The sequence below is a fragment of the Rhodococcus sp. NPDC054953 genome (assembly GCF_053609225.1).
In genome coordinates this window covers 27,001-50,819 of record NZ_JBSGXD010000014.1, presented here as the reverse complement: position 1 = coordinate 50,819, position 23,819 = coordinate 27,001, and the positions used below count along the sequence as shown (strand labels likewise).

The following is a 23,819-nucleotide window of genomic DNA, read 5'->3' as shown; positions in this document are numbered from 1 at the left end:
CAGCGACCAGGGGGTGACCGCGAGATGACCGTGTCCGCAGATCGATTCGGCCCGGAATGGGGCGCTGGCCTGCCCGGCGCCCTGTCCGGGCATCTGCCGGAGGTGGCGGCCGCCTACTTCCGGGGCACCGACGTCGCCTGGACCGGTGGGATCGTCACCGACGAGGCGATGGCCGCGTTCCGGGCCCACCTGGAGCTGGCGGCGACCCGGGGGACCGCCGGGTCGCTGGCCAGGGCAGGCGTGGTGGGCGGCGTGCCCGCGCTGCAGGTCGTCACCGACGACATGCCGATGCTCGTCGAGTCCGTCACCGCCCTGCTCGCCCGCCTCGGGGTGACCGTCGTTGAGATCGTGCATCCGGTGCTGCGGGTGCGGCGGGACCCCGACGGCGCACTGGTCGACGTGCTTGTCGACGGGGCACAGCACGAACGTTCCACGCACACCGAGTCGTGGATGCACCTGCAGCTGCATCCGGCCACCGACCCGGCGCGGTTCGACGTCATCGCCGACGCGGTCCGGGACGTGCTCGTCGACGTCCGCACCGTCATCTCCGACACCGACGCGATGCGCGGGGTGCAGCGCGATCTCGCCGACGGTCTCGAACGGTTCGCCGACTCGGCCCCGACCGGGTATCCCGAGCGGCAGGTCCGCGACGATGCTGCGCTGCTGCGCTGGTTCGCGGCTGGCCACTTCGCGCTCCTCGGCTACCGCCGCTACGCGTACGGGGACCCCGCGGTCGACGACACCCGCACGGCCAGTGTCGTCCCGGGCAGCGGGCTCGGGGTTCTCGGCGCGTCCACCCGCACCGACCATCGGATCGACCTTCCCGCACCGGAGTTCCGTTCGGACCAGCAGTTGTTGACGTTCGCGCAGGGGCCGCTTCCCGCGACGGTGCACCGCTCGGTCTACCCCTCGTTCGTGCGGGTCCTCGACCTCGATTCCGCCGGTCGGACCGTCGGCGAGCACCGTTTCCTCGGCGTGCTCACCGTGACCGCGGTGCACGAGAACATCCTCGACATTCCGGTCGTCGCGACCCGCGCCCGCGCGGTGATCGCCCGCGCGGGCTTCGACCTGCACTCGTTCTCCGGGCAGGCGATGCTGGAGGTCATCCAGTCGCTGCCGCGGACCGAACTGTTCTCCGTCGACGCGGACACACTGTTCGACACGGTGACCGCGGTCCTCGCGATCGGGGTGCGCAGGCAGGCACGCCTGTTCCTGCGGGATGATCACGACGGCCGGTTCGTGTCCGCGCTCGTCTACCTGCCGCGCGATCGGTACAACACCCGGTCGAGGCTGGCGATGCAGTCGATCCTGTTGCGTGAACTTGGTGGCGGCACACTCGATTACAGTGCCCGCGTCACCGAGTCCGACCTGGCCATGGTGCATTTCACGATCCGTACCGAGCCCGGCGCTCCGGTCCCGCCCGTCGACACCTCGGCGGCCAACCGGGAGCGGATCGAGGCGCTGCTCGCTGCCGCGACCCGCGCCTGGGACGACGACCTGATGGACGCAACGACCCGGGAACCGCGGGTGCCGTCGCTGACCGCGCAACGGTACGCGGCCGCCTTCCCGGAGAGCTACAAGGAGGATTTCGAGGCCGCCCGCGCCGTCCGCGACATCGCCCGGCTCGAGCGACTTCGGGTGGGGGAGATCGACCTGGAACTGTACCGTCGGCGCGACGCACGGCCGGGGCAGTGGCGGTTCACCCTGTACATCACCGGGGACGGGGTGTCACTGAGTCAGGTGCTGCCGGTGCTGCAGTCCCTCGGAGTCGAGGTGATCGACGAGCGTCCGTACGATGTGTTCCGACCCGACGGAACGCCCTGCTGGATCTACGATTTCGGGGTGGCGGCGGCGCCGGAACTGATCGACACCGCGGTCGAGGAGAACCTCGAGGTCGAGCTCGACGAGGCGGAGCGGGGCGGGTCGGCCGAGGCTCGGGCGCTGCAACGCCGGTTCACCGACGCCGTCACCGCGGTCTGGTACGGCCGCTCCGAACCCGACCGGTTCAACGAGTTGGTGCTGCGTTCGCACCTCGACTGGCGTCAGGCCGCGGTGCTGCGGGCGTACGCGAAGTACCTGCGGCAGGCGGGATTCCCGTACAGCCAGTTCCACATCGAGTCGGTGCTGCTGGACCACGCGCACACGACCCGGCTGCTCGTCGAGCTGTTCGAGGCGAGTTTCGATCCGGACGCGGCGTCCGCCGACCGGGCCGAGCAGCTCGCCGGGGAGCTGCAGTCCAGGGTCAAGGACGTCGTCGGCCTCGACGCCGACCGGATCCTGCGCGCCATGCTCTCGCTGATCCTCGCGACCCTCCGCACCAATGCGTACATGCGCGACGCGGCCGGTGCGCACCGCGACGTGTTGGCGTTCAAGCTCGATCCCGGTCGGATCCCCGAACTGCCCCGCCCCCGACCGCGTTTCGAGGTGTTCGTGTACTCGCCCCGCGTCGAGGGGGTGCACCTGCGGTTCGGGCCGGTGGCACGCGGCGGGTTGCGCTGGTCGGACCGGCGGGAGGACTTCCGCACCGAGATCCTCGGCCTGGTCAAGGCGCAGGCCGTCAAGAACGCGGTGATCGTGCCGGTCGGGGCGAAGGGGGGCTTCGTCGTGAAGCGGCCGCCGTCCTCGACCGGGGACCCGGCAGCCGACCGGCAGGCCACGCTCGCCGAGGGGCGGGCCTGTTACCGGTTGTTCGTGGCGGGACTGCTCGACCTCACCGACAACGTCGAGCGGGCCACCGGTCGGGTGCTGCCGCCGAATCGGGTGGTGCGCAGGGACGGTGACGACACCTACCTCGTCGTGGCGGCCGACAAGGGCACCGCCGCGTTCTCCGATCTCGCCAACGAGGTGGCCGCCGACTACGGCTACTGGCTCGGGGACGCGTTCGCGTCCGGCGGGTCGGTCGGCTACGACCACAAGGAGATGGGTATCACCGCGAAGGGGGCGTGGGAGTCGGTCAAGCGGCATTTCCGTGAGCTCGACGTCGACGTGCAGTCCCAGGACGTCACGGTGGTCGGGATCGGCGACATGAGCGGTGACGTCTTCGGCAACGGGATGCTGCTGAGCGAACACATTCGGCTGGTCGCGGCGTTCGACCACCGGCACGTGTTCCTCGACCCGGACCCGGACGCGCCGCGGTCATTCGCGGAGCGGCGACGGCTGTTCGCGCTGCCGCGCTCGTCGTGGGCGGACTACGACCGCGACGCGATCAGCGCGGGCGGCGGGGTCTGGGAGCGGTCGGTCAAGGCGATCCCGATCTCGGCGGCGGCCCGCACCGCCCTCGGGCTCGACACCGCCGTCACGGAACTGCCGCCCCCGGAACTGATCCGGGCGATCCTGCGGGCCCCGGTTGACCTGCTCTGGAACGGCGGCATCGGCACCTACGTCAAGTCGCGGGCCGAGTCCGACGCCGACGTCGGGGACAAGTCCAACGACATCGTCCGGGTGAACGGCGCCGAGGTGCGGGCCAGGGTGATCGGCGAGGGCGGCAACCTTGGCGTCACCCCGCGCGGCCGGGTCGAATACGACCTGTCCGGCGGCCGGATCAACACCGACGCCCTCGACAACTCCGCCGGGGTGGACTGCTCCGACCACGAGGTGAACATCAAGATCCTGCTCGACACGGCGGTCAGTGCTGGCGAACTCGGGCACAGCGAACGCAACGAGCTGCTCGCGTCGATGACCGACGAGGTGTCCCGGCTCGTGTTGCGCGACAACATCGCCCAGAACCTGCTGATCGGAACCTCCCGCGCCGACGCGGCGGGGATGCTCGGCGTGCACGCACGGCTGATCGCTGTGCTCGAACGCGACCGCGGCCTGGACCGGGGGCTCGAGGTGTTGCCCACCGAGGACGAGATCGCGCACCGCGCGGAGGCCGGGCTCGGGCTCACCTCGCCGGAGCTCGCGACCCTGCTCGCCCACGTGAAGCTGACCCTCAAGGACGACCTGCTGGCGAGCGAGCTGCCCGACAGTGACAGTTACGCGACCCGGCTGCCGCGGTACTTCCCGGTGCCGCTGCGGGACCGGTTCGCGTCGCAGATCCGCACGCACCGGCTGCGTCGTCAGATCGTCGCGACGACCCTCGCGAACGAGGCCGTCGACGTCGGTGGGATCAGCTACACCTACCGGCTCGCCGAGGAGGCCGGTGCGAGCAGCACCGACGCGATCCGCGCGTTCACCGCGGCCACCGAGATCTTCGACCTGCGGGGGGTGTGGGCGGACATTGCCGCTGCCGCGGTGCCCACCTCGGTCAGCGACGACCTGGTCCTCGAATCGCGACGGATGCTCGACCGCGTCTCCCGCTGGCTGCTGACCAACCGCCCCCAGCCGATCGCGGTCGGTGCCGAGATCAACCGCTATGCGGCCCGGGTGCGGACCCTGACGCCGCGGGTGCCCGGCTGGCTGCGCGGGCATCACCTCACCGAGCTGGACGCGCGGATGGCGGCGGTGCTCGGCCGCGGGTGCCCGCGGGATCTGGCGCTGCGGGTGTTCGGCATGCTCGACGCGTTCCCGATCCTCGACATCATCGACATCTCGGACATCACCGACCGGGACCACGACGAGGTCGGCTCGCTGTACTACGCACTCGACTCGCACCTCGGGATCGACGGATTCCTCACCGCCGTTTCGGGTCTCGCGCGGGGTGATCGGTGGCATTCGCTGGCTCGGCTTGCGCTGCGCGACGACCTGTACGGGTCGCTGCGGGCCCTGACGATGGACGTGCTGTCCGGGGGCGAACCGCACGAGAGCGCGGCCGAGAAGATCGAGGACTGGGAGTCCACCAACGCCTCCCGGCTGGCGAGGGCGCGGGCGGCGCTCGGCGAGATCGGGGCGTCTGGAACCCTGGACCTCGCGACGCTGTCGGTGGCGGCGCGTCAGGTACGGAGCATGGTGCGCGGAGCGGGCACCCGAGCGGAGGGTATGCGGTGAGCGGGGAGCGGACGGGAACGCAGCTGGGGTTCCACACGAAGGTGGGGGTGCGGTGGTCCGACATGGACGTCTTCCAGCACATCAACCACGCGCGCATGGTGACGCTGCTCGAGGAGGCACGGATCCCGTGGCTATTCGAGGACGGACTGCCGACGGTTGCGCTGCGGGAGGGCGCGGTGATCGCCGACCTGCACGTGCGCTACCGCGGCCAACTGCGGCACGACGACGGGCCACTGGACGTGCTGATGTGGATCGACCAGGTCCGCGCCGTGGACTTCACGATCGGCTACGAGGTGCGGGCAGGCGGCGCCGATCCGGCGTCGGCGCCGTCGATCGTGGCGTCCACCCAGATCGCGGCGTTCGACATCAACACGCAGCGGCTACGCAGGCTTTCCGCACCCGAGCGGGAATACCTGGAGCGCTGGCAGCGTGACTGACCGCGTCCTCGTCGTCCCCGACTCGGGGGAGCGGGCAAACCTCGCGGCGTTCCTTGCCCGGGCGGTTCGGCTCGACGACAGCGCCGTCGTTCGCATGCGACGTCGCGACGACGCGCACGTCGTGGCTTGGGTGACAACGGGATTCGACACGATTGCCTCCCGGGTGGTTGCCGCGCGGCTGCGTCCCGACGACATCGTCGCCGCGGCCGACGGGCTGCTGCACGCACTCGACGCGGCCGGGGAGGAGATCGACCCCGGATTCCCGATGGATTCGGCGTGGCGGGGTGCGTTGCCCCCCGACGGGGGATGGGTGCACGTGGACGACCTTCCCGCGCGCCTGCTGATCGACCTGGCCCGGCAGGGCACCGAGGTGGCTGCGGAGCACGGCGGTCACGGGCCGCCCGCGTCCCTCCTGGAGCAGGAGGTCCTCGCCGTCGACGGCGGCGGTGAGCAGGTGGGCATCACGATGCGCACCGTCTTTGCGCTGGCCGCAATGGGATTCGTGCCGGGCGGTGATGTGGAGTCGGCGGTGGTGGATCCGGCCGAGCTGGTCCGGGTCCGGGCAGCGCGGACCTGGCTGCGGCTCGACGCCCGGTATGGCTCGGTGGCCGCCCGCCGCGGCGGGGACATTCCGCTGTCGGTGCTGTAACGGTCCCGGGCCGTTCCTCACACCAGCCAGGCGGCGGCATTGCCGGGCAGCGCGCCGTCCACGAGAGCGGCACTGGCCAGCAGCAGCTGCCCGGGCGGCAGTGCGACCGGCGCGTCGGTGGCGTTGAGTGCGCAGATCAGCCCGCCGCGGCGACGGAAGGCGAAGCAGCCGGGAGGGCTTCCGTACCAGTCGATTTCGGTTCCTGTGCACTCGGGACGCCGGCTCCGTAGTTCGATCGCGGAGCGGTACAGCGACAGCATCGACTCGACGTCCTCGAGTTGGGCCTCCGCCGTCAGGGTCGACCAGTCGGCCGGCATCGGCAGCCACGTTGCCGCTGCGGTGGTGAAGCCGTACGGCGGCTCGCTGCCCTCCCACGGGAGCGGGACCCGGCAGCCGTCGCGGCCCCGTTCGGTGTGCCCGGACCGGGCCCACACCGGGTCCTGCAGCGCCTCGTCGGGCAGATCGACGTTCGGCAACCCCAGTTCGGCACCGTTGTAGACGAATACGGCACCGGGCAATGCGAACTCGACGAGTGCCATCGCCCTGGCACGGGCCAGGCCGATCGCACCGCCCCCGTACCGCGTCACCTCCCGCGGCACGTCGTGGTTCGACAGCGTCCACGTCGGGGTGCCACCGACCGCGTCGACCGCGGCGAGGGAATTGTCGATCGCGGTGCGCACCGGCTCGGCGCCGAATTCCGCCTCGGCGAGCCGGAAGTTGAATCCCAGGTGCAGTTCGTCGGGCCGGATGTACTCCCCGAACCGCTCGTTGTCGCGTACCCAGATCTCGCCGACCGCCATCGTGCCCGGGTACTCGTTCATCACCGTGCGGATGCCGCGGTGGATCTCGTGCACGCCCGGATTGTCGAAGCGCGGATCGTCGTCGTCGTTGCGCAGCAGCGCGCTCGCCGCCCACTCGTGATCGGGCAGGCCCTCCGGCTTCGCCATGCCGTGCGCGACGTCGATCCGGAACCCGTCGACGCCGCGGTCCAGCCAGAATCGCAGCGTGCTGTGCAGGTCGTCGGCGACCTCGGGGTTGTCCCAGTTCAGGTCCGGCTGCTCGCTGGCGAAGATGTGCAGGTACCACTGGCCGGGGGAGCCGTCGGCCTCGGTGACCCGGGTCCACGCCGGACCACCGAAGATCGACGGCCAGTTGTTCGGTGGCTCGTCGCCGTTCGCGCCGCGCCCATCCCGGAAGATGTACCGCGCGCGCTCCGGGGCGCCGGGCGCCGCGGCCAGCGCCTGTACGAACCACGGATGTCGATCGCTGGTGTGGTTGGGCACCAGGTCCATCGTGACCCGCATGTGCCGGGCATGCGCCTCGGCGATCAGCGCATCCATCGTGTCGAGGTCGCCGAAGAGCGGGTCGATGTCCCGCGGGTCGGACACGTCGTACCCGTGATCGGCCATCGGGGACCGCATCACCGGGCTCAGCCACAGCGCGTCGATACCGAGCAACTCCAGGTATCCGAGCCGGTCGCGGACCCCGGCAAGGTCGCCGACGCCGTCGCCGTCACCGTCGGAGAACGAGCGGGGATAGACCTGATAGAAGACGGCGTTCGTCCACCACCGGTCATCGCAGGCCCGATCCGGGGGACCCGCCGCGCGTTCCGCTGTGCTCACGGTCGCCACAGTGCCACACCGGGGCGATGCCCACGACTCGGCGCGGGCGCACCGATCGGCCCGCGCTGCGGGTCAGACGGGGGAGTTCACCAGCGAGTTGGCCGCCATGTCGATGTACTCGACAAGGGCGCGCCGGTGCGCGGCGTCGAGGGTGCGCTCGTCGATCGAATCGATCGCGATGTGCATGCAGCGCAGCCACGCGTCCCGCTCGAGTGGGCCGATCTTGAACGGGTGGTGCCGCATCCGCAGCCGCGGATGGCCGCGTTCCTCGGAGTAGGTGCGCGGGCCGCCCCAGTACTGTTCGAGGAACATGCGCATCCGGCGCTCGGCAGGCCCCAGATCCTCCTCGGGGTAGAGGGGGCGAACGATCTCGTCCTTCGCGACCTCCTCGTAGAAGCGGGCGGTCAGCTTGCGGAACGTCTCGGCCCCACCGACCGCGTCGTAGAAGCTCATCTCGGCATCACTCATGGCGTCACCCATTGTGCCTGCCCGCAGGTGGGGTGTCGACGTGCCTTCGGCGTTGCCTCCCGTTCACCGAATGTCCCGCATGCGGTGCCGCAAATGCGCGTGCGTCCGCGCGTCATCCGTGGTCAACTGGGACAGGTCGTTCTCCGGAGGTCGCATGAAGCACCGGCACAGCACCCGCGCGCATCGACAACTCGAGCCCACCGACGCCCGTGACAGGCCGGGGTCGGGGGCTTCTCCGCAGCGCGCATCGCCCGCGCTGTACGCGATCGACGAAGGCAACAGGCCGACCCGCCCGGGTGACGACCTGGTGGCCGCCTGGGTGAAGCGCCGGGTGCTGCTGCTGAACGCCACCTACGAGCCGCTGACCGCCCTCCCCGTTCGCCGCGCGGTCGTGCTGTTGGTCTGCGACAAGGCCGATTCCGTGCACGAGGACCCGCTCGGCCAGGTCATCCATTCCGCTGGCTGTTCGGTCCAGGTTCCGTCGGTGATCCGGCTGCGAAATTACGTGCGGGTGCCGTACCGGGCGCGGATCCCGATGACCCGCGCCGCACTGATGCACCGTGACCGGTTCCGGTGCGCCTACTGCGGCGACAAGGCGGAGACAATCGACCACGTGGTCCCGCGCAGTCGCGGCGGCGAACACACCTGGGAGAACTGCGTCGCCTGCTGCGCACCCTGCAACCATCGCAAAGCGGACAAACTCCTCAGCGAGCTCGGGTGGACGCTTCGCGCAGCGCTGGTCCCGCCGAAGGGTCAGCACTGGCGGCTGCTCGCGTCGACGAAGGAACTCGACCCGTTGTGGCTGCGGTATCTCGGGGAGGGCGCGGCCTGAGCCGGTCAAGCCCGCCCCAACGGCACATTTTCCCCGGCCCTGGGCTAAGTTTGGCGGGTGAGCATTCTCGAGACAACGCTGATCTACGTCGGGATTCCCGTCGTCGTCATCGCGGTCATGGCGGGGCTGTGCTATCCGGCCAAGCGTGACCCGAGTCCCAAGCCCCCGCGGTACACCCTGGACAAGAAGTGGACCCACGAGCCGGTGCTCTGGTCCGCCGTCGACGAGGTCACCACCCGTCCCGGCCACCACGCTGGCCACGCCGCGATCACGGCGGGCTCGGCAGATCTGATCGGAGGTTCCGCAAGTGGCAGGTGGTAGTAGTTTCCCGGCAGTGATCGAGGCTGATCTCCCGGTGGGCACGGTGGTCACCGCCAGCGGGCGGGTCTCCGGCGTGCATCGGGTCGGTGAGCCGCTCGACACCGCGCTCCCGTTCACCGCCGACGAGCTCGTCGCGCTCGACGACGCGCTGATCGACGCGACCCGCGCGACGAAGGTGCGGTTCAACGTGTATGTCGGCACCCTCGGCGCCGACCCGGCTGCGGGCGTCACCGAGCTGTTCCCGACCACCCCGGAGGCGGAGCGGTCCGTGCTCATCGCGGTGTCCCCGAACCAGCGGGTCGTCGAGGTCCGGTCCGGCAAGGACGTCGCGGACCGCGTCACGGACCGCGTCGCGCAGCTCGGTGTGACGGCCGCGGTGGCGTCGTTCGCCGACAACGACCTGATCGACGGCCTCGTCGCCGCGATCCGCGTGATGAGCGCGGCGATCGCCAAGCCGTAGGCAGCACGCACCACCCCGAGTTCCCCAATGCCACATTCGGTCACCTGACGTGACCCAATGTGGCATTGGGGAACTTCTTGTTTGTCGGGCTACCCGGCGTCGAACGCGCGGGCCGCGAGCGAACGCACGATGCCGGCGCGCCCCTCGACGACCAGACGGCGCAGCGCGGGCGGATGCTCGCCCGCCAGGAACGCGTCCGCGGCGGCAACCGCGTCCTGGTCGATCGACCACGCCGGGTACAGCCCGACGACCACCGTCTGCGCGACCTCGCTCGAGCGCCGCTGCCAGACGCCGGGGATGTCGGCGAAGTAGCGTGCCACGAACGGTTCCAGCAGCTCGCCCTGACCGGCCGGCGCGAAGCCGCCGATGATGGAGCGGGCGGTGATGTTCGCGACCGCGTCGTCGCCGACCACCGTCGCCCAGGCCTGCTCCTTGACCGCCCGCTGCGGTCGGGCCGCGCGGGCGGCGGCGGCAGCGCGGGCACCGGCCGCGGTCGGATCCCGTTCCGCCTCCGCGTCGATGACCGGCGAGTCGATCCCGTCCGCGTCGATCTCACCGGCCGCCGCCAGCGCCGTCAGCACCCGCCACCGCAGATCGGTGTCGACAGTCAGGCCCGGCAGCCCCACCCGCTCCGGTGCGCCGCCGAGCAATTCGGCGAGCACCTCGGTGTGCCACGGCGCCAGGCGCGCGCCGGTCAACGCGTTGACGAACGCCAGCTGGTGATCCGAACCCGCCTCGGCCTCGCGGGCCAGCTCCAGCAGCCGGTTCGCGAAGTCCGGCCAGCCGGTCTCGGCGGCCCAGCCCGGCTCGGCGTACGACGCGAGCGCGGTGTGCGCCTGCATCAGCAGCCGCGAGGCGACCCCGACCTCCGTCTCGGCCCCGATACCGTGCTGCACCAGCGCGACGAAGTCGCGGGCCCGGAACTCGGCCTGCCGCGTCATCTCCCAGGCCGCCGACCACACCAGCGTGCGGGGCAGCGGATCGGTGATGTCGCCGATCCGCGCGATCGCCGTCTCCAGCGACTCCGGGTCGAGGCGCACCGAGCAGTAGGTGAGGTCGTCGTCGTTGACCAGCACCAGCGCGCCGCGCGCCACCCCGACCAGGTCGGGCACCTCGGTGCGCGGGCCGTCGACGTCGAGCTCGACCCGCTCGGTGCGGACCAGCTTGCCGTCGACGTCGTCGTAGACGCCGACCGCGAGCCGGTGCACCCGGGTCTCGCCAGCGCCGGGCGCAGCACCGTCCTGCACCACCGCGAACGAGGTGAACCGGCCGTCGCCGTCGACCTCGAACTCGGGACGCAGAATGTTCAGGCCGGTGGTCTTGAGCCACTGCGCCCCCCAGCCGGACAGGTCTCGTCCGGAGGAGCGCTCCAGCGCGGCGAGCAGGTCGTCGAAGGTGGCGTTGCCGTAGGCGTGCTCGGCGAAGTAGGCGCGCAGCCCCGCCAGGAATGGCTCGAGACCGACGTACGCGACCAGCTGCTTGAGTACCGACGCGCCCTTCGCGTACGTGATGCCGTCAAAGTTCACCTCCACCGCGGCCAGGTCCGGGATGTCCGCGGCGATCGGGTGCGTCGACGGCAGCTGGTCCTGCCGGTACGCCCACGACTTCTCGACGTTCGCGAAGGTGGTCCAGGCGTTGGTGTACTCGGTGGCCTCCGTCTGGCACAGCACCGACGCGAACGTGGCGAACGACTCGTTGAGCCACAGGTCGTCCCACCACTTCATCGTCACCAGGTCGCCGAACCACATGTGTGCCATCTCGTGCAGCACCGTCTCGGCGCGGCGCTCGTACGAGTAGCGGGTCACCTTGGAGCGGAAGACGTAGTCCTCCAGGAAGGTCACGGCGCCGGCGTTCTCCATCGCACCGGCGTTGAACTCGGGCACGAACAGCTGGTCGTACTTGCCGAACGCGTACGGCACCCCAAAGTTGCGGTGGTAGAACGCGAACCCCTGCTTCGTCTCGGTGAACAGCCGATCGGCGTCCATGTGCTCGGCGAGCGATGCGCGGCAGAAGATGCCCAGCGGGATGTCGCCGTGCTCGTCGGAGTACGAGTCGGTCCACTCCGCGTACGGCCCCGCGATCAGGGCAACCAGGTAGGTGCTCATCCGCGGCGTGGTCGCGAACGTGTGCCTGCCCGCCGCGGCGGTACCGACACCGTTGGAGATCACCTTCCAGTCCGCCGGTGCGGTGACCGCGATGTCGAAGGTAGCCTTGAGGTCCGGCTGGTCGAAGCATGCGAACATCCGCTTCGCATCCGCGGTCTCGAACTGCGAGTACAGGTACACGCTGTCGTCGGTGGGGTCGACGAACCGGTGCAGGCCCTCGCCGGTGTTGGTGTACAGGCAGTCGGCGTCGATGACCAACTCGTTGCTGGCGGCAAGACCGGTCAGCGCGATCCCGGTCTCCTCCGAGTAGCCGCTGACGTCGACCGGGGCGCCGTTGAGGGTCGCCGAGTGCACGGTCTTCGCGATCAGGTCGATGAACGTCGCGCCGCCCTCGGTCGCGTCGAACGTGACGGACGTGCGGGAGCGGAAGGTCAGGTCGCCCGGTCCGCCTGCACCGTCGGTCAGGTCCAGGTCGACCGTGTAGTTGTCGACGGTCAGCAGGGCGGCGCGCTCTGCTGCCTGCTCGCGGGTCAGGTTCGGTGGGGCCACGGGTGAACACTCCTCGGGGGTCGGGGACACAAGGTTCGGCTCCATCCCATCACGAGGCGCCGACGCCAATGCGCGAGCGGGTGCGCGTCGCGGACGGTGCCGTCACCGGTACGTCTCGCCCAGCGCGACAGCGGGATCGGCGAGCCGGTCGGCGTCCACCGCACGCCCCGACCCGATCAGCGCCTTCACATCGTCGGTGACGTCCCAGACGTTGACGTTCATCCCGGCCAGCACCCGATCGCGGTCGTCGAGCCAGAACGCGACGAACTCGTGCCGCGCCGCGTCGCCGCGCAGCACCACCCGTGCGTATCCGGTCGGGGTGTGCCCGACGTACTCCATGCCGAGGTCGTACTGGTCGGTGAAGAAATACGGCAGGGTGGTGTACTCGGCCCGGTGTCCGAGCATCGTCGCCGCGGCGACCGCCGGTTGGTTCAGGGCGGTCGCCCAGTGCTCGACCCGGACCCGCGTCCGGAGCACCGGATGTTCCTGGGCGGCGATGTCGCCCACCGCAACGATGTCCGGGTCGCTGGTGCTCAGTCCCGCGTCGACGAGGACGCCGCCGTCCACGGCCAGCCCGGCGTCCCGCGCGAGTTCGACGTTGGGTTGCGCCCCCACCGCGATCAGCACCGCGTCCGCGTCGACGACGTCGCCGCTGCCCAGCCGCACCCCGGTGGCCCGGCCGTCGGCGGTGACGACGGCGTCCACCGCACTCTCGAGCCGCAGGTCAACGCCGTGCTCGCGGTGCAGTTCGGCGAAGACGGTCCCCATCTCGGGTCCGAGCGCGCCGAGCAGGGGCAGCGGTGCGGTCTCCACCACGGTGACCGTGGCGCCGCGACCCCGGGCCGCCGCCGCGACCTCGAGCCCGATCCAGCCCGCCCCGACGATCACCAGGCGGGTGCCGTGGCGCAGCGCCGCGAGCAGGGCGTCGGATTCGTCGACGGTCCGCAGGTAGTGCACCCGGTCGGCGTCCGCGCCGGGGATCGGCGGTCGCCGTGACCGCGACCCGGTCGCCAGCGCGGCCTTGTCGTAATGCACGGTGCCGCCGTCGGGCAGCGTGACCGTGTGCGCGGCCGGGTCGAGGGTGGTGATGGTGGTGCCCAACCGCAGGTCGATGTGGTGGTCGCGGTACCAGTCGGCGGGGTGAACGGTGAACTCGGTGAGGGGCTTGCCGCCGGTCAGGTGCTCCTTCGACAGCGGCGGCCGCTCGTAGGGCAGCCGCTCCTCGGCGCAGAACAGCACGATGCTGCCGTCGAAGTCCTTCCCGCGCAGTTCTTCCGCGAGCCTGGCGCCGGCGAGGCCGCCGCCGACGATGACGAACGTTCGGGTCGCTGACATCGGTCACCCTCCGGGTCCGGGATCTGCGTGCGTACCGTCGACGGTACTGCCGCGTCGGGGACGCGGGAAGCAATCGCGGCGGGCCGGGGTTGTGATCGACGGGCGGCCGCCCGGAATCACACGAAGGATGGAGGAACGCGCGTGAGCGAGACAGTCCGGAAGGACACCGCCGATTTCTGGTTCGACCCGCTGTGCCCGTGGTGCTGGATCACCTCCCGCTGGATCCTCGAGGTCGAGAAGGTGCGCGACATCGAGGCCCGCTTCCACGTGATGAGCCTCGCGGTCCTGAACGAGGACAAGGATCTGCCCGAGAACTACCGGGCGATGTTGGAGAAGGCGTCGGGCCCGGTTCGGGTCGCGATCGCCGCGGCGCAGGCACACGGCGATGAGGTGCTGCTGCCGCTGTACACGGCGATGGGCACCCGCATCCACGATCAGGGCAATGAGGACCTCGGTGTCGTCATCGCCGAGGCACTGGCCGAGGTCGGGCTGCCCGCCGACCTGGCGTCCGCCGCCGACACCGACGCCAACGACGCGGCACTGCGGGCCAGCCACCGGGCGGGCATGGATGCCGTCGGCGACGACGTCGGCACCCCGACCATTCACGTCAACGGGGTCGCGTTCTTCGGCCCCGTGCTGTCCCGGATTCCGCGTGGCGAGGACGCGGGACGGGTCTGGGACGGCGTCGTCGCGCTCGCCGGCTACCCGCACTTCTTCGAGCTCAAGCGCACCCGCACCGAGGACCCAGCCTTCGGCTAGCCCCGCTCGCCCTGCCGGACCCCTCGCCCTGCCTGACCCCTCGCCCTGCCCGACCCCTCGCCCTGCCTGACCCTCGCCCTGCCCGACCGAATGTGGGATTCGGTCAGTCAGGACGACCGAATCCCACATTCGGTCAGGGGGAGGGGAGGTAAGGGGAGGTAAGGCGAGGGGAGGGAAGGTCAGGGGTGGGGCGAGGGGAGGATCGGGGAGGCTACTTCGGGGGCATCCTGATGCCGCCGTCGACGCGGACGACCTCGGCGTTCATGTACGAGTTGGTGAGCAGTTCGAGCACCATGCTCGCGAGCTCGTCCGGCACGCCGAGACGGTGCGGGAACAGCACGCTCTCGCCGAGCTTCGCCTTGAACGCGTCGGACTGCGGCCCGGAACCGTAGATCGGGGTGTCGATCAGGCCGGGCGCGACGGTGTTGAGCCGGATGCCAGCGGCGGCGAGGTCCCTGGCGACCGGGAGGGTCATGCCGACGACTCCGCCCTTCGACGAGGAGTACGCGGCCTGCCCGATCTGGCCGTCGAACGCCGCGACCGACGCCATGTTGACGATCGCGCCCCGCTCGCCGGTGGCGGTGGGGTCGAGGCGGCTCATCGCGGTCGCCGCGATGCGGGTCACGTCGAAGGTGCCGATCAGGTTGATCTCGATGACCTTCTTGTAGAGGTCGAGATTGAACGCGGACTCGTAGCTGCCGTCCCGGCCGATGGTCCTCGATGCGGAACCGATGCCAGCGGAGTTGACGGCGGCGCGCAGCGGGCCGAGCTCGGACGCGGCGTCGACGGCCTCGACGATCTGGTCGGTGTTCGTGACGTCGACCTGGACGAACAGGCCGTCGATCTCCTTGGCGAGGGCGTTGCCCACCTCCGCGTTGAGGTCCGCGATGACGACCTTCGATCCGCGGGCGGCAAGCTGCCGGGCGGTGGCCGCGCCGATGCCGGACGCGCCGCCGGTGACGATTGCACTGGTTCCGTTGAGTTCCATAGCGCAGACCCTAGCGTTCGCTCAGTTCGGCGTGGCCGGTGGTGGAAACTTCGCCCCGCCGTGGTCCCTGGCGGGAACCTCCTCGCCGGTCCCTATCATCGATGCATGCGCGTATACCTGGGTGCCGACCACGCCGGCTTCGAGCTCAAGAACACCATCAAGGACCATCTGATCGCGAACGGGCACGAGGCGGTGGACTGCGGGGCGCACGAATACGACGCCCTCGACGACTACCCGGCCTTCTGCATCGACGCCGCTCGCCGCGTCGTCGAGGACGAGGGCAGCCTGGGCATCGTCCTCGGCGGCAGCGGCAACGGTGAGCAGATCGCTGCCAACAAGGTTCCCGGCGCCCGCTGCGCGCTGGCCTGGAGCGTGGAGACCGCGCAGCTCGCGCGGCAGCACAACAACGCCCAGCTGATCGGCATCGGCGGCCGCATGCACTCGGTCGAGGAGGCACTCGCCATCGTCGACGCGTTCCTCGCCACCGAGTGGTCGAACGAGGAGCGTCACCAGCGCCGCATCGACATCCTCGCCGCGTACGAGCGCACCGGCGACGCCCCCGCAGTCCCCGGCGTCGAGAACTGAACGCGTGCCCGAAGGGCACACCCTGCATCGACTCGCGCGGGAGCACCAGGCACGCTTCGCCGGTGCTCCCGTTCGCGTCTTCAGCCCGCAGGGCCGATTCCTGGCAGGTGCGGCGGCGGTCGACGGTCGGGTACTCGAACGGGCGGACGCGTACGGAAAGCATCTGCTGCACCACTACGAGGGCGGACGGATCGTGCACGTCCACCTCGGGCTGTACGGAAAGTTCACCGAATTGCCGCTGCCGATGGGGGAACCGGTCGGGCAGGTGCGGATGCGGATGATCGGCGCGGAGGTGGGTACCGACCTGCGGGGTCCGACGGCGTGCGAGATCTACGACGAGCCGCAGGTGCGGGCACTCGAAGGTCGGCTCGGGCCGGACCCGCTGCGGACCGATGCCGACCCGGATCGGGCGTGGCGCCGAATCTCCAAGTCGCAGAGCGCGATCGGCGCCCTGCTGATGGATCAGGCGGTGCTCGCGGGGGTCGGTAACGTGTACCGCGCTGAGGTGCTGTTCCGGCACGGCATCCACCCGGACCGTCCCGGCGCGAAGCTGGGACGCGAGGAGTGGGACGCGATCTGGGGCGACCTGGTCGCGTTGATGGCGGTCGGCGTCGACGCCGGAGTGATGCACGTGGTGCGCCCCGAGCATGACCGCGGTGCCCCGTCGTACGCGGTGGACCGCCCGCGCACTTACGTCTACCGGCGGGCGGGGGAGCCGTGCCGGGTGTGCGGCACCCCGGTCCTGCACGCGGTCATGAAGGGCCGCAACCTGTTCTGGTGCCCCACCTGTCAGCTGGCCTGACGGACGAAGCGGCCCGGATCCGATCGGACCCGGGCCGCCCTGCGTCGAGAACTCAGAAGTCGCCGAAGTCCATGCCGCCACCGTCGAAGCCGCCGAAGTCCTGGCCGCCGACGTCGCCGCCGCCGCCCATGTCGCCCCCGCCGCCCATGTCGCCCCCGCCGCCCATGTCGCCGCCGTCGCCCATGTCGCCGCCCGCGTCACCGCCGGCGTCGCTGCCGTCGCCCGCGCCGCTCTCGAACGACTGCGCGTCGTACGGGACGCCGGCCATGCCGCTGAACATCGCGGAGAAGAGCATCATCGAACCGATGCCCCAGGCGCCTGCGACGAGCGCGGGCTTCCACCACGGCTCCGAGTACCAGCCGGCGGGGACCGGTCGACCGGCGACGCGACCGCCGGGGTAGTAGTTTGGCGTCGCCGCCGACGGGTTCGGCGAGGCCGCCACCTGCCTGCCCTCGAAGTCGATCTGCCGGTCCTCGGTGACCTGACCGGCGGCCCGCTGCCCGTCGATGCTGGGCACCTCGGGGCCGGGGTCCATGCCCATCGCGGTGCGTGCGGCGCGGATGTAGTACAGGCCCTCAAGCGCGGTCTGCTTCGCCAGGCGTGCCTGTGCGGGCGTGTTCGCCTGCTCGATCTGGGAGCCTGCCGCGGTGAAGCGTTCGGAGGCGTCGGCGAGCGCCTGCTTGGACGCGTCGTCGGTGCCGGTCAGATTGAAGACCTGGCCGCCGAGTCGCTCGATCGACTGCCTGGCGTCGGCCTTGGCGTCCTCGAGTTGGTTGGCGGCGTGTCCGACCGACTTCTTCTGGCTCTTCATGACCAGGAAGACGACGGCGCCCAGGACGACGAGGATCAGGAGGAGTTCCACACGAGACCTTCCAGACGAACCGGCCGGAAGGGCGTGGGCGGTTCGCACACGGGGACAAAACGGACATCCTCAGGATACCGGTGTTTCGGCGTTGCCTCCCGCTACCGTTCGGCTGCCGCGAAACTTGTCGGCGACCGATGCGAACATGTGTTCGTGTCCAATCGTGAAGAGGCGACGATCCTGCACGCGGATCTCGACTCGTTCTATGCGTCGGTCGAACAGCGCGACGATCCGTCGCTGCGCGGCAGGCCGGTGATCGTCGGCGGCGGGGTGGTCCTCGCGGCGAGCTACGAGGCGAAGGCGTTCGGGGTGCGGACCCCGAGCAGCGGGGCGGCTGCGCGGCGGCTGTGCCCGCAGGCGATCGTCGTTCCGCCGCGCATGTCCGCCTACGCGGCGGCGAGCCGGGCCGTGTTCGAGGTGTTTCGGGACGTCACGCCGCTGGTCGAGGGCATCTCGATCGACGAGGCGTTCCTCGATGTCGGTGGTCTGTCCCGGATCGCGGGCACGCCGACCGAGATCGCAACGAAACTGCGCCGCGACGTCCGGGACCGGGTCGGGCTGCCGATCACCGTCGGGATCGCTCGGACCAAGTTTCTCGCCAAGGTGGCCAGCGCGGTGGGTAAGCCGGACGGTCTGTTGCTCGTACCGCCGGATCGCGAACTGGCGTTCCTGCATCCACTGCCGGTGGAGCGGCTCTGGGGCGTCGGCGCGGTGACGAGTCGCACGCTGCGCGACTACGGCATCACGACGGTCGGGCAGATGGCGGCGCTGCCGGAACGCGAACTCGTCGCGGTGGTGGGCGGCGCGGCCGGCCGGCACCTCCACGCGCTGGCCTCGGCTCGCGATCCGCGCCGGGTGCAGACCGGAACCCGCCGCCGCTCGATCGGCGCCCAGCACGCCCTCGGCCGCGGGCCGCGCTCCCCGGCCGAGATCGACGCGCTCGCCGCCGCACTGGTCGACCGGGTCACGCGTCGGCTGCGCCGCGCCGGGCGGGTGTGCCGCACCGTCGTGATTCGGTTGCGGTTCGCGGACTACACCCGCGCGACCCGGTCCCGGACGCTGCCGCAGGCGACCGCCCGCACGGAGACGGTGCTCGCGGCGGTGCGGGCGCTGTTGGCGCAGGCGGGCCCGGTCATTGCCGAGCGCGGGTTGACCCTGGTCGGGGTCGCGCTCACCGGCCTCGACAGGGAGGGCGCCGAACAGCTGGCCTTGCCGTTCGATACGGCCGCCGCGGCCGGGTCACCGGACGTGACCGCGCTCGATAGCGCACTCGACGCGGTCCGGGACCGGTTCGGGTCGGTCGCCGTCACCAGGGCCGCGCTGCTCGGGAAGGAGCGGGGAGCGAGCGTCCCGATCCTTCCCGACCCCTAGCGCAGGCTCAGGCGTTCGCGGCCTCGTTCAGCTGCTCCAGGGTGCCCGTCGCCTCGAGGTACTCCTGCACCCAGCGTTCGATCACAGCGGACGTCTTCTCGACCTTGGTGAACTGGCCGACGACCTGCCCGACCGGGTTGAACGCGACGTCGACGGTCTCGTTCGGGTACTTGTGTGTTGCGGCGACGGCCATGCCGGAGACCATGTACTGCAACGGCATGCCAAGCGGTTCGGGGTTGCCCTCCTGCTCCCACGCCTCCGTCCAGTCGTTGCGCAGCATCCGGCAGGGCTTACCGGTGAAGGACCGGCTGCGGACGGTGTCGCGGCTGGAGGCGTCGATGTACGCCTGCTGCTGGACCTGGGTGTTCTCCGCCTCCTCCACCATCAGCCACTGCGAGCCCGACCAGGCGCCCTGCGCGCCGAGCGCGAGTGCCGCCGCGATCTGCTGGCCGCTGCCGATACCGCCCGCCGCGAGCACCGGCACCGGCGCGACCTCCCTGACGACCTGCGGCCACAGCACGATCGAGCCGACCTCGCCGCAGTGGCCGCCGCCCTCGCCGCCCTGCGCAATGATGATGTCGACGCCTGCGTCAGCGTGCTTGCGGGCCTGATAGGGCGAGCCGCACAGCGCGGCAACCTTGCGGCCCGCGTCGTGGATGTGCTTGATCATCTCGACCGGCGGGGTCCCGAGCGCGTTGGCGATCAGGGTGACCTTCGGGTGCTGCAGCGCGACCTCGACCTGCGGGGTGGCGGTGGCCTCCGTCCAGCCGAGAAGCTGCAACGCGTTATCGCTGCCATCATCGGGCAGGGGGACGCCGTGGTCGGTGAGGATCTTGCGCCCGAACTCGAGCGTCTCCTTCGGCACCATGTTCTGCAGCATGGTGGTGAGCTCGTCCGCGGACAGGTTCGAGTCCATGCCCTCGTACTTGTTCGGGATGACGATGTCGACACCGTAGGGGTGGTCGCCGATGTGCTCGTCGATCCAGTTCAGCTCGATCTCGAGCTCCTCGGGGGTGAACCCGACCGCGCCGAGCACTCCGAAGCCGCCCGCCTTGCTGACCGCGACGACGACGTCGCGGCAGTGGGTGAACGCGAAGATGGGGAACTCGATGCCGAGGTCATCGCAGAGCGGGGTGTGCATGCGCGGTTCCTTCACTGATTCGGTGGCAAACCTGTAACAGGTTGCACCTTAGATCGGTGCGCGGCGCTGCGGGGCGGTCCAGGGAAACGAAAAAGCCCGCCACCGAATGGTGGCGGGCTTTGCCCTGCTGGAGGGGATGACGGGAATCGAACCCGCGTAGCTAGTTTGGAAGACTAGGGCTCTACCATTGAGCTACATCCCCGACGCATACGACAACTTGGGATCGCCATGACTGCCGTCTGCGTTGGAGACTGTACATAACCTCGCTTTGGATTCGCCAATCGGGTGGTCGTAGGATTCCCACTCGGTGCGGGCGCCGCGGTTTCGATTCGCGGGGTCGGTACTTCGCGAACGGACGGGGTGTGGCGCAGCTTGGTAGCGCATCCGCTTTGGGAGCGGAGGGTCGCAGGTTCGAATCCTGTCACCCCGACCAGGGACAACACGAAACAGACGCGGGCATCCGAAGATCGGGTGCCCGCACACCGGATAGACCACACGAAGGAGCATGTCCGTGAAGAGCACCGTCGAGCAGCTGAGCCCGACGCGGGTCCGTATCAACGTCGAGGTGCCCTTCGAGGAGCTCAAGCCCGACTTCGACAAGGCGTACAAGGCCCTCGCGCAGCAGATCCGTCTCCCCGGCTTCCGCCCGGGCAAGGCCCCGGCGAAGCTGCTCGAGGCGCGTGTCGGTCGCGGCGCGGTGCTTGAGCAGGTCGTCAACGACGCGCTGCCGGGCCGCTACCAGGAGGCGGTCGTCGCCGGCGAGGTCAAGGTGATCGGCCAGCCCGAGATCGAGATCACCAAGATCGAGGACGGCCAGGAGCTCGCGTTCACCGCCGAGGTCGACGTGCGCCCCGAGATCACCCTGCCCGACTTTGCGGCGCTGGCCGTCGAGGTCGACCCGATCGAGATCACCGACGAGGCCGTCGACGAGCAGCTGCTGTCGCTGCGTCAGCGCTTCGGCACCCTGGTCGGCGTCGACCGGGCCGCCGAGGAAGGCGACTTCGTCTCCATCGACCTGTCCGCGACCGTCGACGGCGAGGACGTCCCGGAGGCCTCCACCACCGGCCTGTCCCACGAGGTCGGGTCCGGCCAGCTGATCGAGGGCCTCGACGAGGCGATCATCGGTCTGAAGGCCGGTGAGTCGAAGGAGTTCACCACCAAGCTGGTCGCGGGCGAGCACGCCGACAAGGAGTCGGTTGTCACCGTCAAGGTCGACACCGTCAAGAAGCGTGAGCTGCCCGAGGCCGACGACGAGTTCGCCCAGATGGCCAGCGAGTTCGACACCCTCGACGAGCTGAACGCCGACCTGCGTGAGCGCGTTGCGCGCGTCAAGAAGGTCGAGCAGGCGGGCCAGATCCGGGACAAGGTCCTCGCGACCCTGCTCGAGACCGTCGAGGTCCCGCTGCCCGAGGCCGTCGTCAAGGCCGAGGTCGACGCCGCCATCCACGACGCGGTCCACGGCCTCGACCACGACGAGGCGAAGCTCGCCGAGCTGCTCGAGTCGCAGGGCTCCTCGCGTGAGGAGTTCGAGGCCGACGCCAAGACGTCCGCCGAGAAGTCGGTCAAGACGCAGCTGCTGCTCGACGCGATCGCCGAGGCCGAGGGCACCAATGTCGGCCAGCAGGAGCTGACCGAGCGGATCCTGTTCCAGGCGCAGCAGTACGGCATGGCGCCGGACCAGTTCATCCAGCAGATCCAGCAGGCGGGCCAGCTCGGTGCGGTCTTCGCCGACGTGCGTCGCGGCAAGGCGCTCGCCGGAGTGGTCGAGAAGTTCACGGTCACCGACACCACCGGTGCCACCGTCGACACCAAGGAACTGTTCGGCAGCCCGGACGACGAGGCCGAGGCGGCGGACGAGAGCTAGTTTTCACGCCATCAGCGAACAGGGGCGGCACCGGGACTCCGGGGCCGCCCCTGTTCGTTAGTGTCTGTGTCAGGACACAACGTTCCCCGCTCGCGACTCGTGCGTGGTCGGGCAACCCAGTGATCGAGAACATTCAGCGATCGAGAAGGCAGGTACCGTGACTTCACAGAACCCGGCGGCGTCGCAGGGCACCGTCATGACTTCGGCCACGTCAGGTCTGAACCTCAGCGACTCGGTGTACGAGCGACTGCTGCGCGAGCGCATCATCTTCCTCGGTACCCAGGTCGACGACGACATCGCCAACAAGCTGTGCGCGCAGATTCTGCTGCTGTCGGCGGAGGATCCGACCCGCGACATCTCGCTGTACATCAACTCGCCCGGCGGTTCGGTGACGGCGGGCATGGCCATCTTCGACACCATGCAGTTCGCCGAGTGCGACATCGCGACCTTCGGCATGGGCCTTGCCGCGTCGATGGGTCAGTTCCTGCTCTCCGCGGGCACCCGGGGCAAGCGGTACGCGCTGCCGCACGCGCGGATCATGATGCACCAGCCGTCCGCCGGCATCGGTGGCACCGCCGCCGACATCGCGATCATGGCCGAGCAGTTCGCGCAGACCAAGCGTGAGATGGCCGAGCTGATCGCCGAGCACACCGGTCAGACCGTCGAGCAGATCACGATCGACTCGGATCGCGACCGCTGGTTCACCGCGACCCAGGCCCTCGAGTACGGCTTCGTCGACCACGTCATCTCCCGCGCGCGGCAGGCCGGCGGCACCGGAAACAACTAGGCAGCACGGCACGTCCGCCCCGACGCCCCCTACCTTCCTGGAGAAGCAGATGACCAACCTCTACACCCCGCGCGCGCTCTCGGGCACCGCCCCGGCCGGACCGTCGGCCCGCTACATCCTGCCGCAGTTCACCGAGCAGACCAGCTACGGCGTCAAGACCTCCGACCCGTACAACAAGCTGTTCGAGGAGCGAATCATCTTCCTGGGCAACCAGGTCGACGACGTCTCCGCGAACGACCTGATGGCGCAGCTGCTGGTGCTGGAGTCGCAGGACCCCGACCGCGACATCACGATGTACATCAACTCGCCCGGCGGCTCGTTCACCGCGCTGATGGCGATCTACGACACCATGCAGTACGTGCGTGCCGACATCACGACCGTGTGCCTCGGGCAGGCGGCGTCGGCGGCCGCCGTGCTGCTCGCGGCGGGCACCCCGGGCAAGCGTCTCGCGCTGCCGAACGCGCGGGTGCTGATCCATCAGCCCGCGACCGGCGGCATCCAGGGGCAGGTCTCCGACCTGGAGATCCAGGCCGCCGAGATCGAGCGGATGCGCAGGCTGATGGAAGAGACCCTCGGTCGGCACACCGGCAAGGATCCGCAGGTGATCCGCAAGGACACCGACCGGGACAAGATCCTGACGGCCGAGGAGGCCAAGGACTACGGGATCATCGACAACGTCCTCGAGTACCGGAAGCTCTCCGCGCAGAAGTGACGCGCCCCGTGCGCTTGTGACGTCTGGGTGTCGACCCGCCCGACCTGTAACGGTCCGGGCGGGTCGGCGCGAAACACGGTCAACAAGTCGACCCCGTTCCGGCTGGGCGGGTACGGTCACAGTCAGGGGTTACGCCCGTCGGGCGCGGCCCATGCGACATCGGCCCAACAGCAACCCAACCGGCCGGACCGGAACGGTCAGCACCCGTAGCGAGTGCAGCTGAGAAGGAAGTAGGACCTGACGA

At 70.1% G+C, this 23,819-nt stretch carries 20 protein-coding genes and 2 tRNA genes; 14 read left to right on the top strand and 8 right to left on the bottom strand.

Translation table 11 applies throughout. The features are described from left to right. Positions 1-24: 24 nt before the first annotated feature. From ACWF62_RS11785 to ACWF62_RS11775, 3 genes are read left to right on the top strand one after another with little or no spacing between them, the layout of a single operon-like run. A complete protein-coding gene (locus tag ACWF62_RS11785; RefSeq protein WP_452630139.1) occupies positions 25-4,926 on the top strand; it encodes an NAD-glutamate dehydrogenase in 4,902 nt (1,633 codons plus the stop codon). Further along, positions 4,923-5,363, top strand: a complete 441-nt coding sequence (locus ACWF62_RS11780) for an acyl-CoA thioesterase (RefSeq protein WP_378506468.1) — start codon at positions 4,923-4,925, stop codon at positions 5,361-5,363. The genes ACWF62_RS11785 and ACWF62_RS11780 overlap by 4 nt, the downstream gene beginning before the upstream one ends. Beyond that, positions 5,356-6,012, top strand: coding sequence for a hypothetical protein (locus ACWF62_RS11775; protein ID WP_378506469.1), 657 nt, complete (start codon positions 5,356-5,358; stop codon positions 6,010-6,012). Before ACWF62_RS11780 ends, ACWF62_RS11775 begins: the two co-directional genes overlap by 8 nt. Positions 6,013-6,029: 17 nt before the next feature. Here the strand turns inward: ACWF62_RS11775 and ACWF62_RS11770 are convergent, their stop codons facing one another. Together ACWF62_RS11770 and ACWF62_RS11765 are read right to left on the bottom strand one after the other, a co-directional pair. Next, on the bottom strand, positions 6,030-7,634 hold the full coding sequence (locus tag ACWF62_RS11770; RefSeq protein WP_452630138.1) for a glycoside hydrolase family 13 protein: 1,605 nt from the start codon (positions 7,632-7,634) through the stop codon (positions 6,030-6,032). 72 nt (positions 7,635-7,706) lie between these two features. Continuing rightward, positions 7,707-8,102, bottom strand: coding sequence for a globin (locus tag ACWF62_RS11765; protein WP_378506471.1), 396 nt, complete (start codon positions 8,100-8,102; stop codon positions 7,707-7,709). Between the two features lie 154 nt (positions 8,103-8,256). Between ACWF62_RS11765 and ACWF62_RS11760 the strand changes: the two genes are divergently transcribed. The 3 genes from ACWF62_RS11760 to ACWF62_RS11750 are packed head-to-tail and all read left to right on the top strand — an operon-like array spanning position 8,257 to position 9,715. After that, entirely contained in the window at positions 8,257-8,934 is a 678-nt protein-coding gene (locus ACWF62_RS11760; RefSeq protein ID WP_378506472.1) for an HNH endonuclease, read from the top strand. A 57-nt stretch (positions 8,935-8,991) separates the two neighbouring features. Then, entirely contained in the window at positions 8,992-9,255 is a 264-nt protein-coding gene (gene ctaJ / locus ACWF62_RS11755) for an aa3-type cytochrome oxidase subunit CtaJ (RefSeq protein ID WP_378506473.1), read from the top strand. Further along, entirely contained in the window at positions 9,242-9,715 is a 474-nt protein-coding gene (locus ACWF62_RS11750; protein WP_378506474.1) for a DUF5130 family protein, read from the top strand. Before ctaJ ends, ACWF62_RS11750 begins: the two co-directional genes overlap by 14 nt. Positions 9,716-9,804: 89 nt before the next feature. On the opposite strand, the gene pepN is transcribed toward ACWF62_RS11750, so the two are convergent. Together pepN and ACWF62_RS11740 are read right to left on the bottom strand one after the other, a co-directional pair. Then, complete coding sequence (pepN, locus tag ACWF62_RS11745) at positions 9,805-12,369, bottom strand: aminopeptidase N (protein ID WP_378506475.1); 2,565 nt, start codon at positions 12,367-12,369, stop codon at positions 9,805-9,807. A 102-nt stretch (positions 12,370-12,471) separates the two neighbouring features. After that, complete coding sequence (locus ACWF62_RS11740) at positions 12,472-13,704, bottom strand: NAD(P)/FAD-dependent oxidoreductase (RefSeq protein ID WP_452630136.1); 1,233 nt, start codon at positions 13,702-13,704, stop codon at positions 12,472-12,474. Positions 13,705-13,845: 141 nt separating this feature from the next. On the opposite strand from ACWF62_RS11740, the gene ACWF62_RS11735 reads away from it, so the two are divergent. After that, the gene (locus tag ACWF62_RS11735; protein ID WP_452630135.1) at positions 13,846-14,463 is read left to right on the top strand and encodes a mycothiol-dependent nitroreductase Rv2466c family protein; all 618 of its coding nucleotides are present in this window, start codon (positions 13,846-13,848) and stop codon (positions 14,461-14,463) included. 211 nt (positions 14,464-14,674) lie between these two features. Here the strand turns inward: ACWF62_RS11735 and ACWF62_RS11730 are convergent, their stop codons facing one another. Continuing rightward, positions 14,675-15,451 carry an SDR family NAD(P)-dependent oxidoreductase gene (locus tag ACWF62_RS11730; protein WP_378506478.1) on the bottom strand — a complete coding sequence of 259 codons (777 nt, stop codon included), beginning with the start codon at positions 15,449-15,451 and terminating at the stop codon, positions 14,675-14,677. A 105-nt stretch (positions 15,452-15,556) separates the two neighbouring features. Between ACWF62_RS11730 and ACWF62_RS11725 the strand changes: the two genes are divergently transcribed. Next, on the top strand, positions 15,557-16,036 hold the full coding sequence (locus ACWF62_RS11725; RefSeq protein WP_378506479.1) for a ribose-5-phosphate isomerase: 480 nt from the start codon (positions 15,557-15,559) through the stop codon (positions 16,034-16,036). A gap of 4 nt (positions 16,037-16,040) precedes the next feature. Continuing rightward, complete coding sequence (locus ACWF62_RS11720) at positions 16,041-16,838, top strand: Fpg/Nei family DNA glycosylase (RefSeq protein ID WP_378506480.1); 798 nt, start codon at positions 16,041-16,043, stop codon at positions 16,836-16,838. 52 nt (positions 16,839-16,890) lie between these two features. On the opposite strand, the gene ACWF62_RS11715 is transcribed toward ACWF62_RS11720, so the two are convergent. Beyond that, entirely contained in the window at positions 16,891-17,700 is an 810-nt protein-coding gene (locus tag ACWF62_RS11715) for a DUF1542 domain-containing protein (RefSeq protein ID WP_378506481.1), read from the bottom strand. A gap of 147 nt (positions 17,701-17,847) precedes the next feature. On the opposite strand from ACWF62_RS11715, the gene dinB reads away from it, so the two are divergent. Further along, a complete protein-coding gene (dinB, locus tag ACWF62_RS11710; protein ID WP_378506482.1) occupies positions 17,848-19,071 on the top strand; it encodes a DNA polymerase IV in 1,224 nt (407 codons plus the stop codon). Positions 19,072-19,078: 7 nt separating this feature from the next. On the opposite strand, the gene ACWF62_RS11705 is transcribed toward dinB, so the two are convergent. After that, on the bottom strand, positions 19,079-20,212 hold the full coding sequence (locus ACWF62_RS11705) for a nitronate monooxygenase (protein ID WP_378506483.1): 1,134 nt from the start codon (positions 20,210-20,212) through the stop codon (positions 19,079-19,081). Between the two features lie 128 nt (positions 20,213-20,340). Beyond that, positions 20,341-20,414: transfer RNA gene (locus ACWF62_RS11700), tRNA-Gly, on the bottom strand. A gap of 154 nt (positions 20,415-20,568) precedes the next feature. Here ACWF62_RS11700 and ACWF62_RS11695 point away from each other — a divergent pair. The 4 genes from ACWF62_RS11695 to ACWF62_RS11680 all read left to right on the top strand — a co-directional run bounded on the left by ACWF62_RS11695 (position 20,569) and on the right by ACWF62_RS11680 (position 23,575). Next, positions 20,569-20,645, top strand: a tRNA-Pro gene (locus ACWF62_RS11695). Positions 20,646-20,723: 78 nt separating this feature from the next. Then, positions 20,724-22,076, top strand: coding sequence for a trigger factor (gene tig / locus ACWF62_RS11690; RefSeq protein ID WP_378506484.1), 1,353 nt, complete (start codon positions 20,724-20,726; stop codon positions 22,074-22,076). Between the two features lie 196 nt (positions 22,077-22,272). Beyond that, complete coding sequence (locus ACWF62_RS11685) at positions 22,273-22,863, top strand: ATP-dependent Clp protease proteolytic subunit (RefSeq protein ID WP_378506737.1); 591 nt, start codon at positions 22,273-22,275, stop codon at positions 22,861-22,863. 49 nt (positions 22,864-22,912) lie between these two features. Continuing rightward, positions 22,913-23,575 carry an ATP-dependent Clp protease proteolytic subunit gene (locus ACWF62_RS11680; protein ID WP_378506485.1) on the top strand — a complete coding sequence of 221 codons (663 nt, stop codon included), beginning with the start codon at positions 22,913-22,915 and terminating at the stop codon, positions 23,573-23,575. Positions 23,576-23,819: the final 244 nt, after the last annotated feature.

Bases quoted from the DNA above. Each gene is read 5' to 3' on its own strand.
- ACWF62_RS11685 (WP_378506737.1), top strand. From the start codon at position 22,273: ATGACTTCGGCCACGTCAGGTCTGAACCTCAGCGACTCGGTGTACGAG.
- ACWF62_RS11705 (WP_378506483.1), bottom strand. From the start codon at position 20,212: ATGCACACCCCGCTCTGCGATGACCTCGGCATCGAGTTCCCCATCTTC.
- ACWF62_RS11765 (WP_378506471.1), bottom strand. From the start codon at position 8,102: ATGAGTGATGCCGAGATGAGCTTCTACGACGCGGTCGGTGGGGCCGAG.
- ACWF62_RS11680 (WP_378506485.1), top strand. From the start codon at position 22,913: ATGACCAACCTCTACACCCCGCGCGCGCTCTCGGGCACCGCCCCGGCC.
- ACWF62_RS11785 (WP_452630139.1), top strand. From the start codon at position 25: ATGACCGTGTCCGCAGATCGATTCGGCCCGGAATGGGGCGCTGGCCTG.
- ACWF62_RS11760 (WP_378506472.1), top strand. From the start codon at position 8,257: ATGAAGCACCGGCACAGCACCCGCGCGCATCGACAACTCGAGCCCACC.
- ACWF62_RS11730 (WP_378506478.1), bottom strand. From the start codon at position 15,451: ATGGAACTCAACGGAACCAGTGCAATCGTCACCGGCGGCGCGTCCGGC.
- ACWF62_RS11725 (WP_378506479.1), top strand. From the start codon at position 15,557: ATGCGCGTATACCTGGGTGCCGACCACGCCGGCTTCGAGCTCAAGAAC.
- ACWF62_RS11740 (WP_452630136.1), bottom strand. From the start codon at position 13,704: ATGTCAGCGACCCGAACGTTCGTCATCGTCGGCGGCGGCCTCGCCGGC.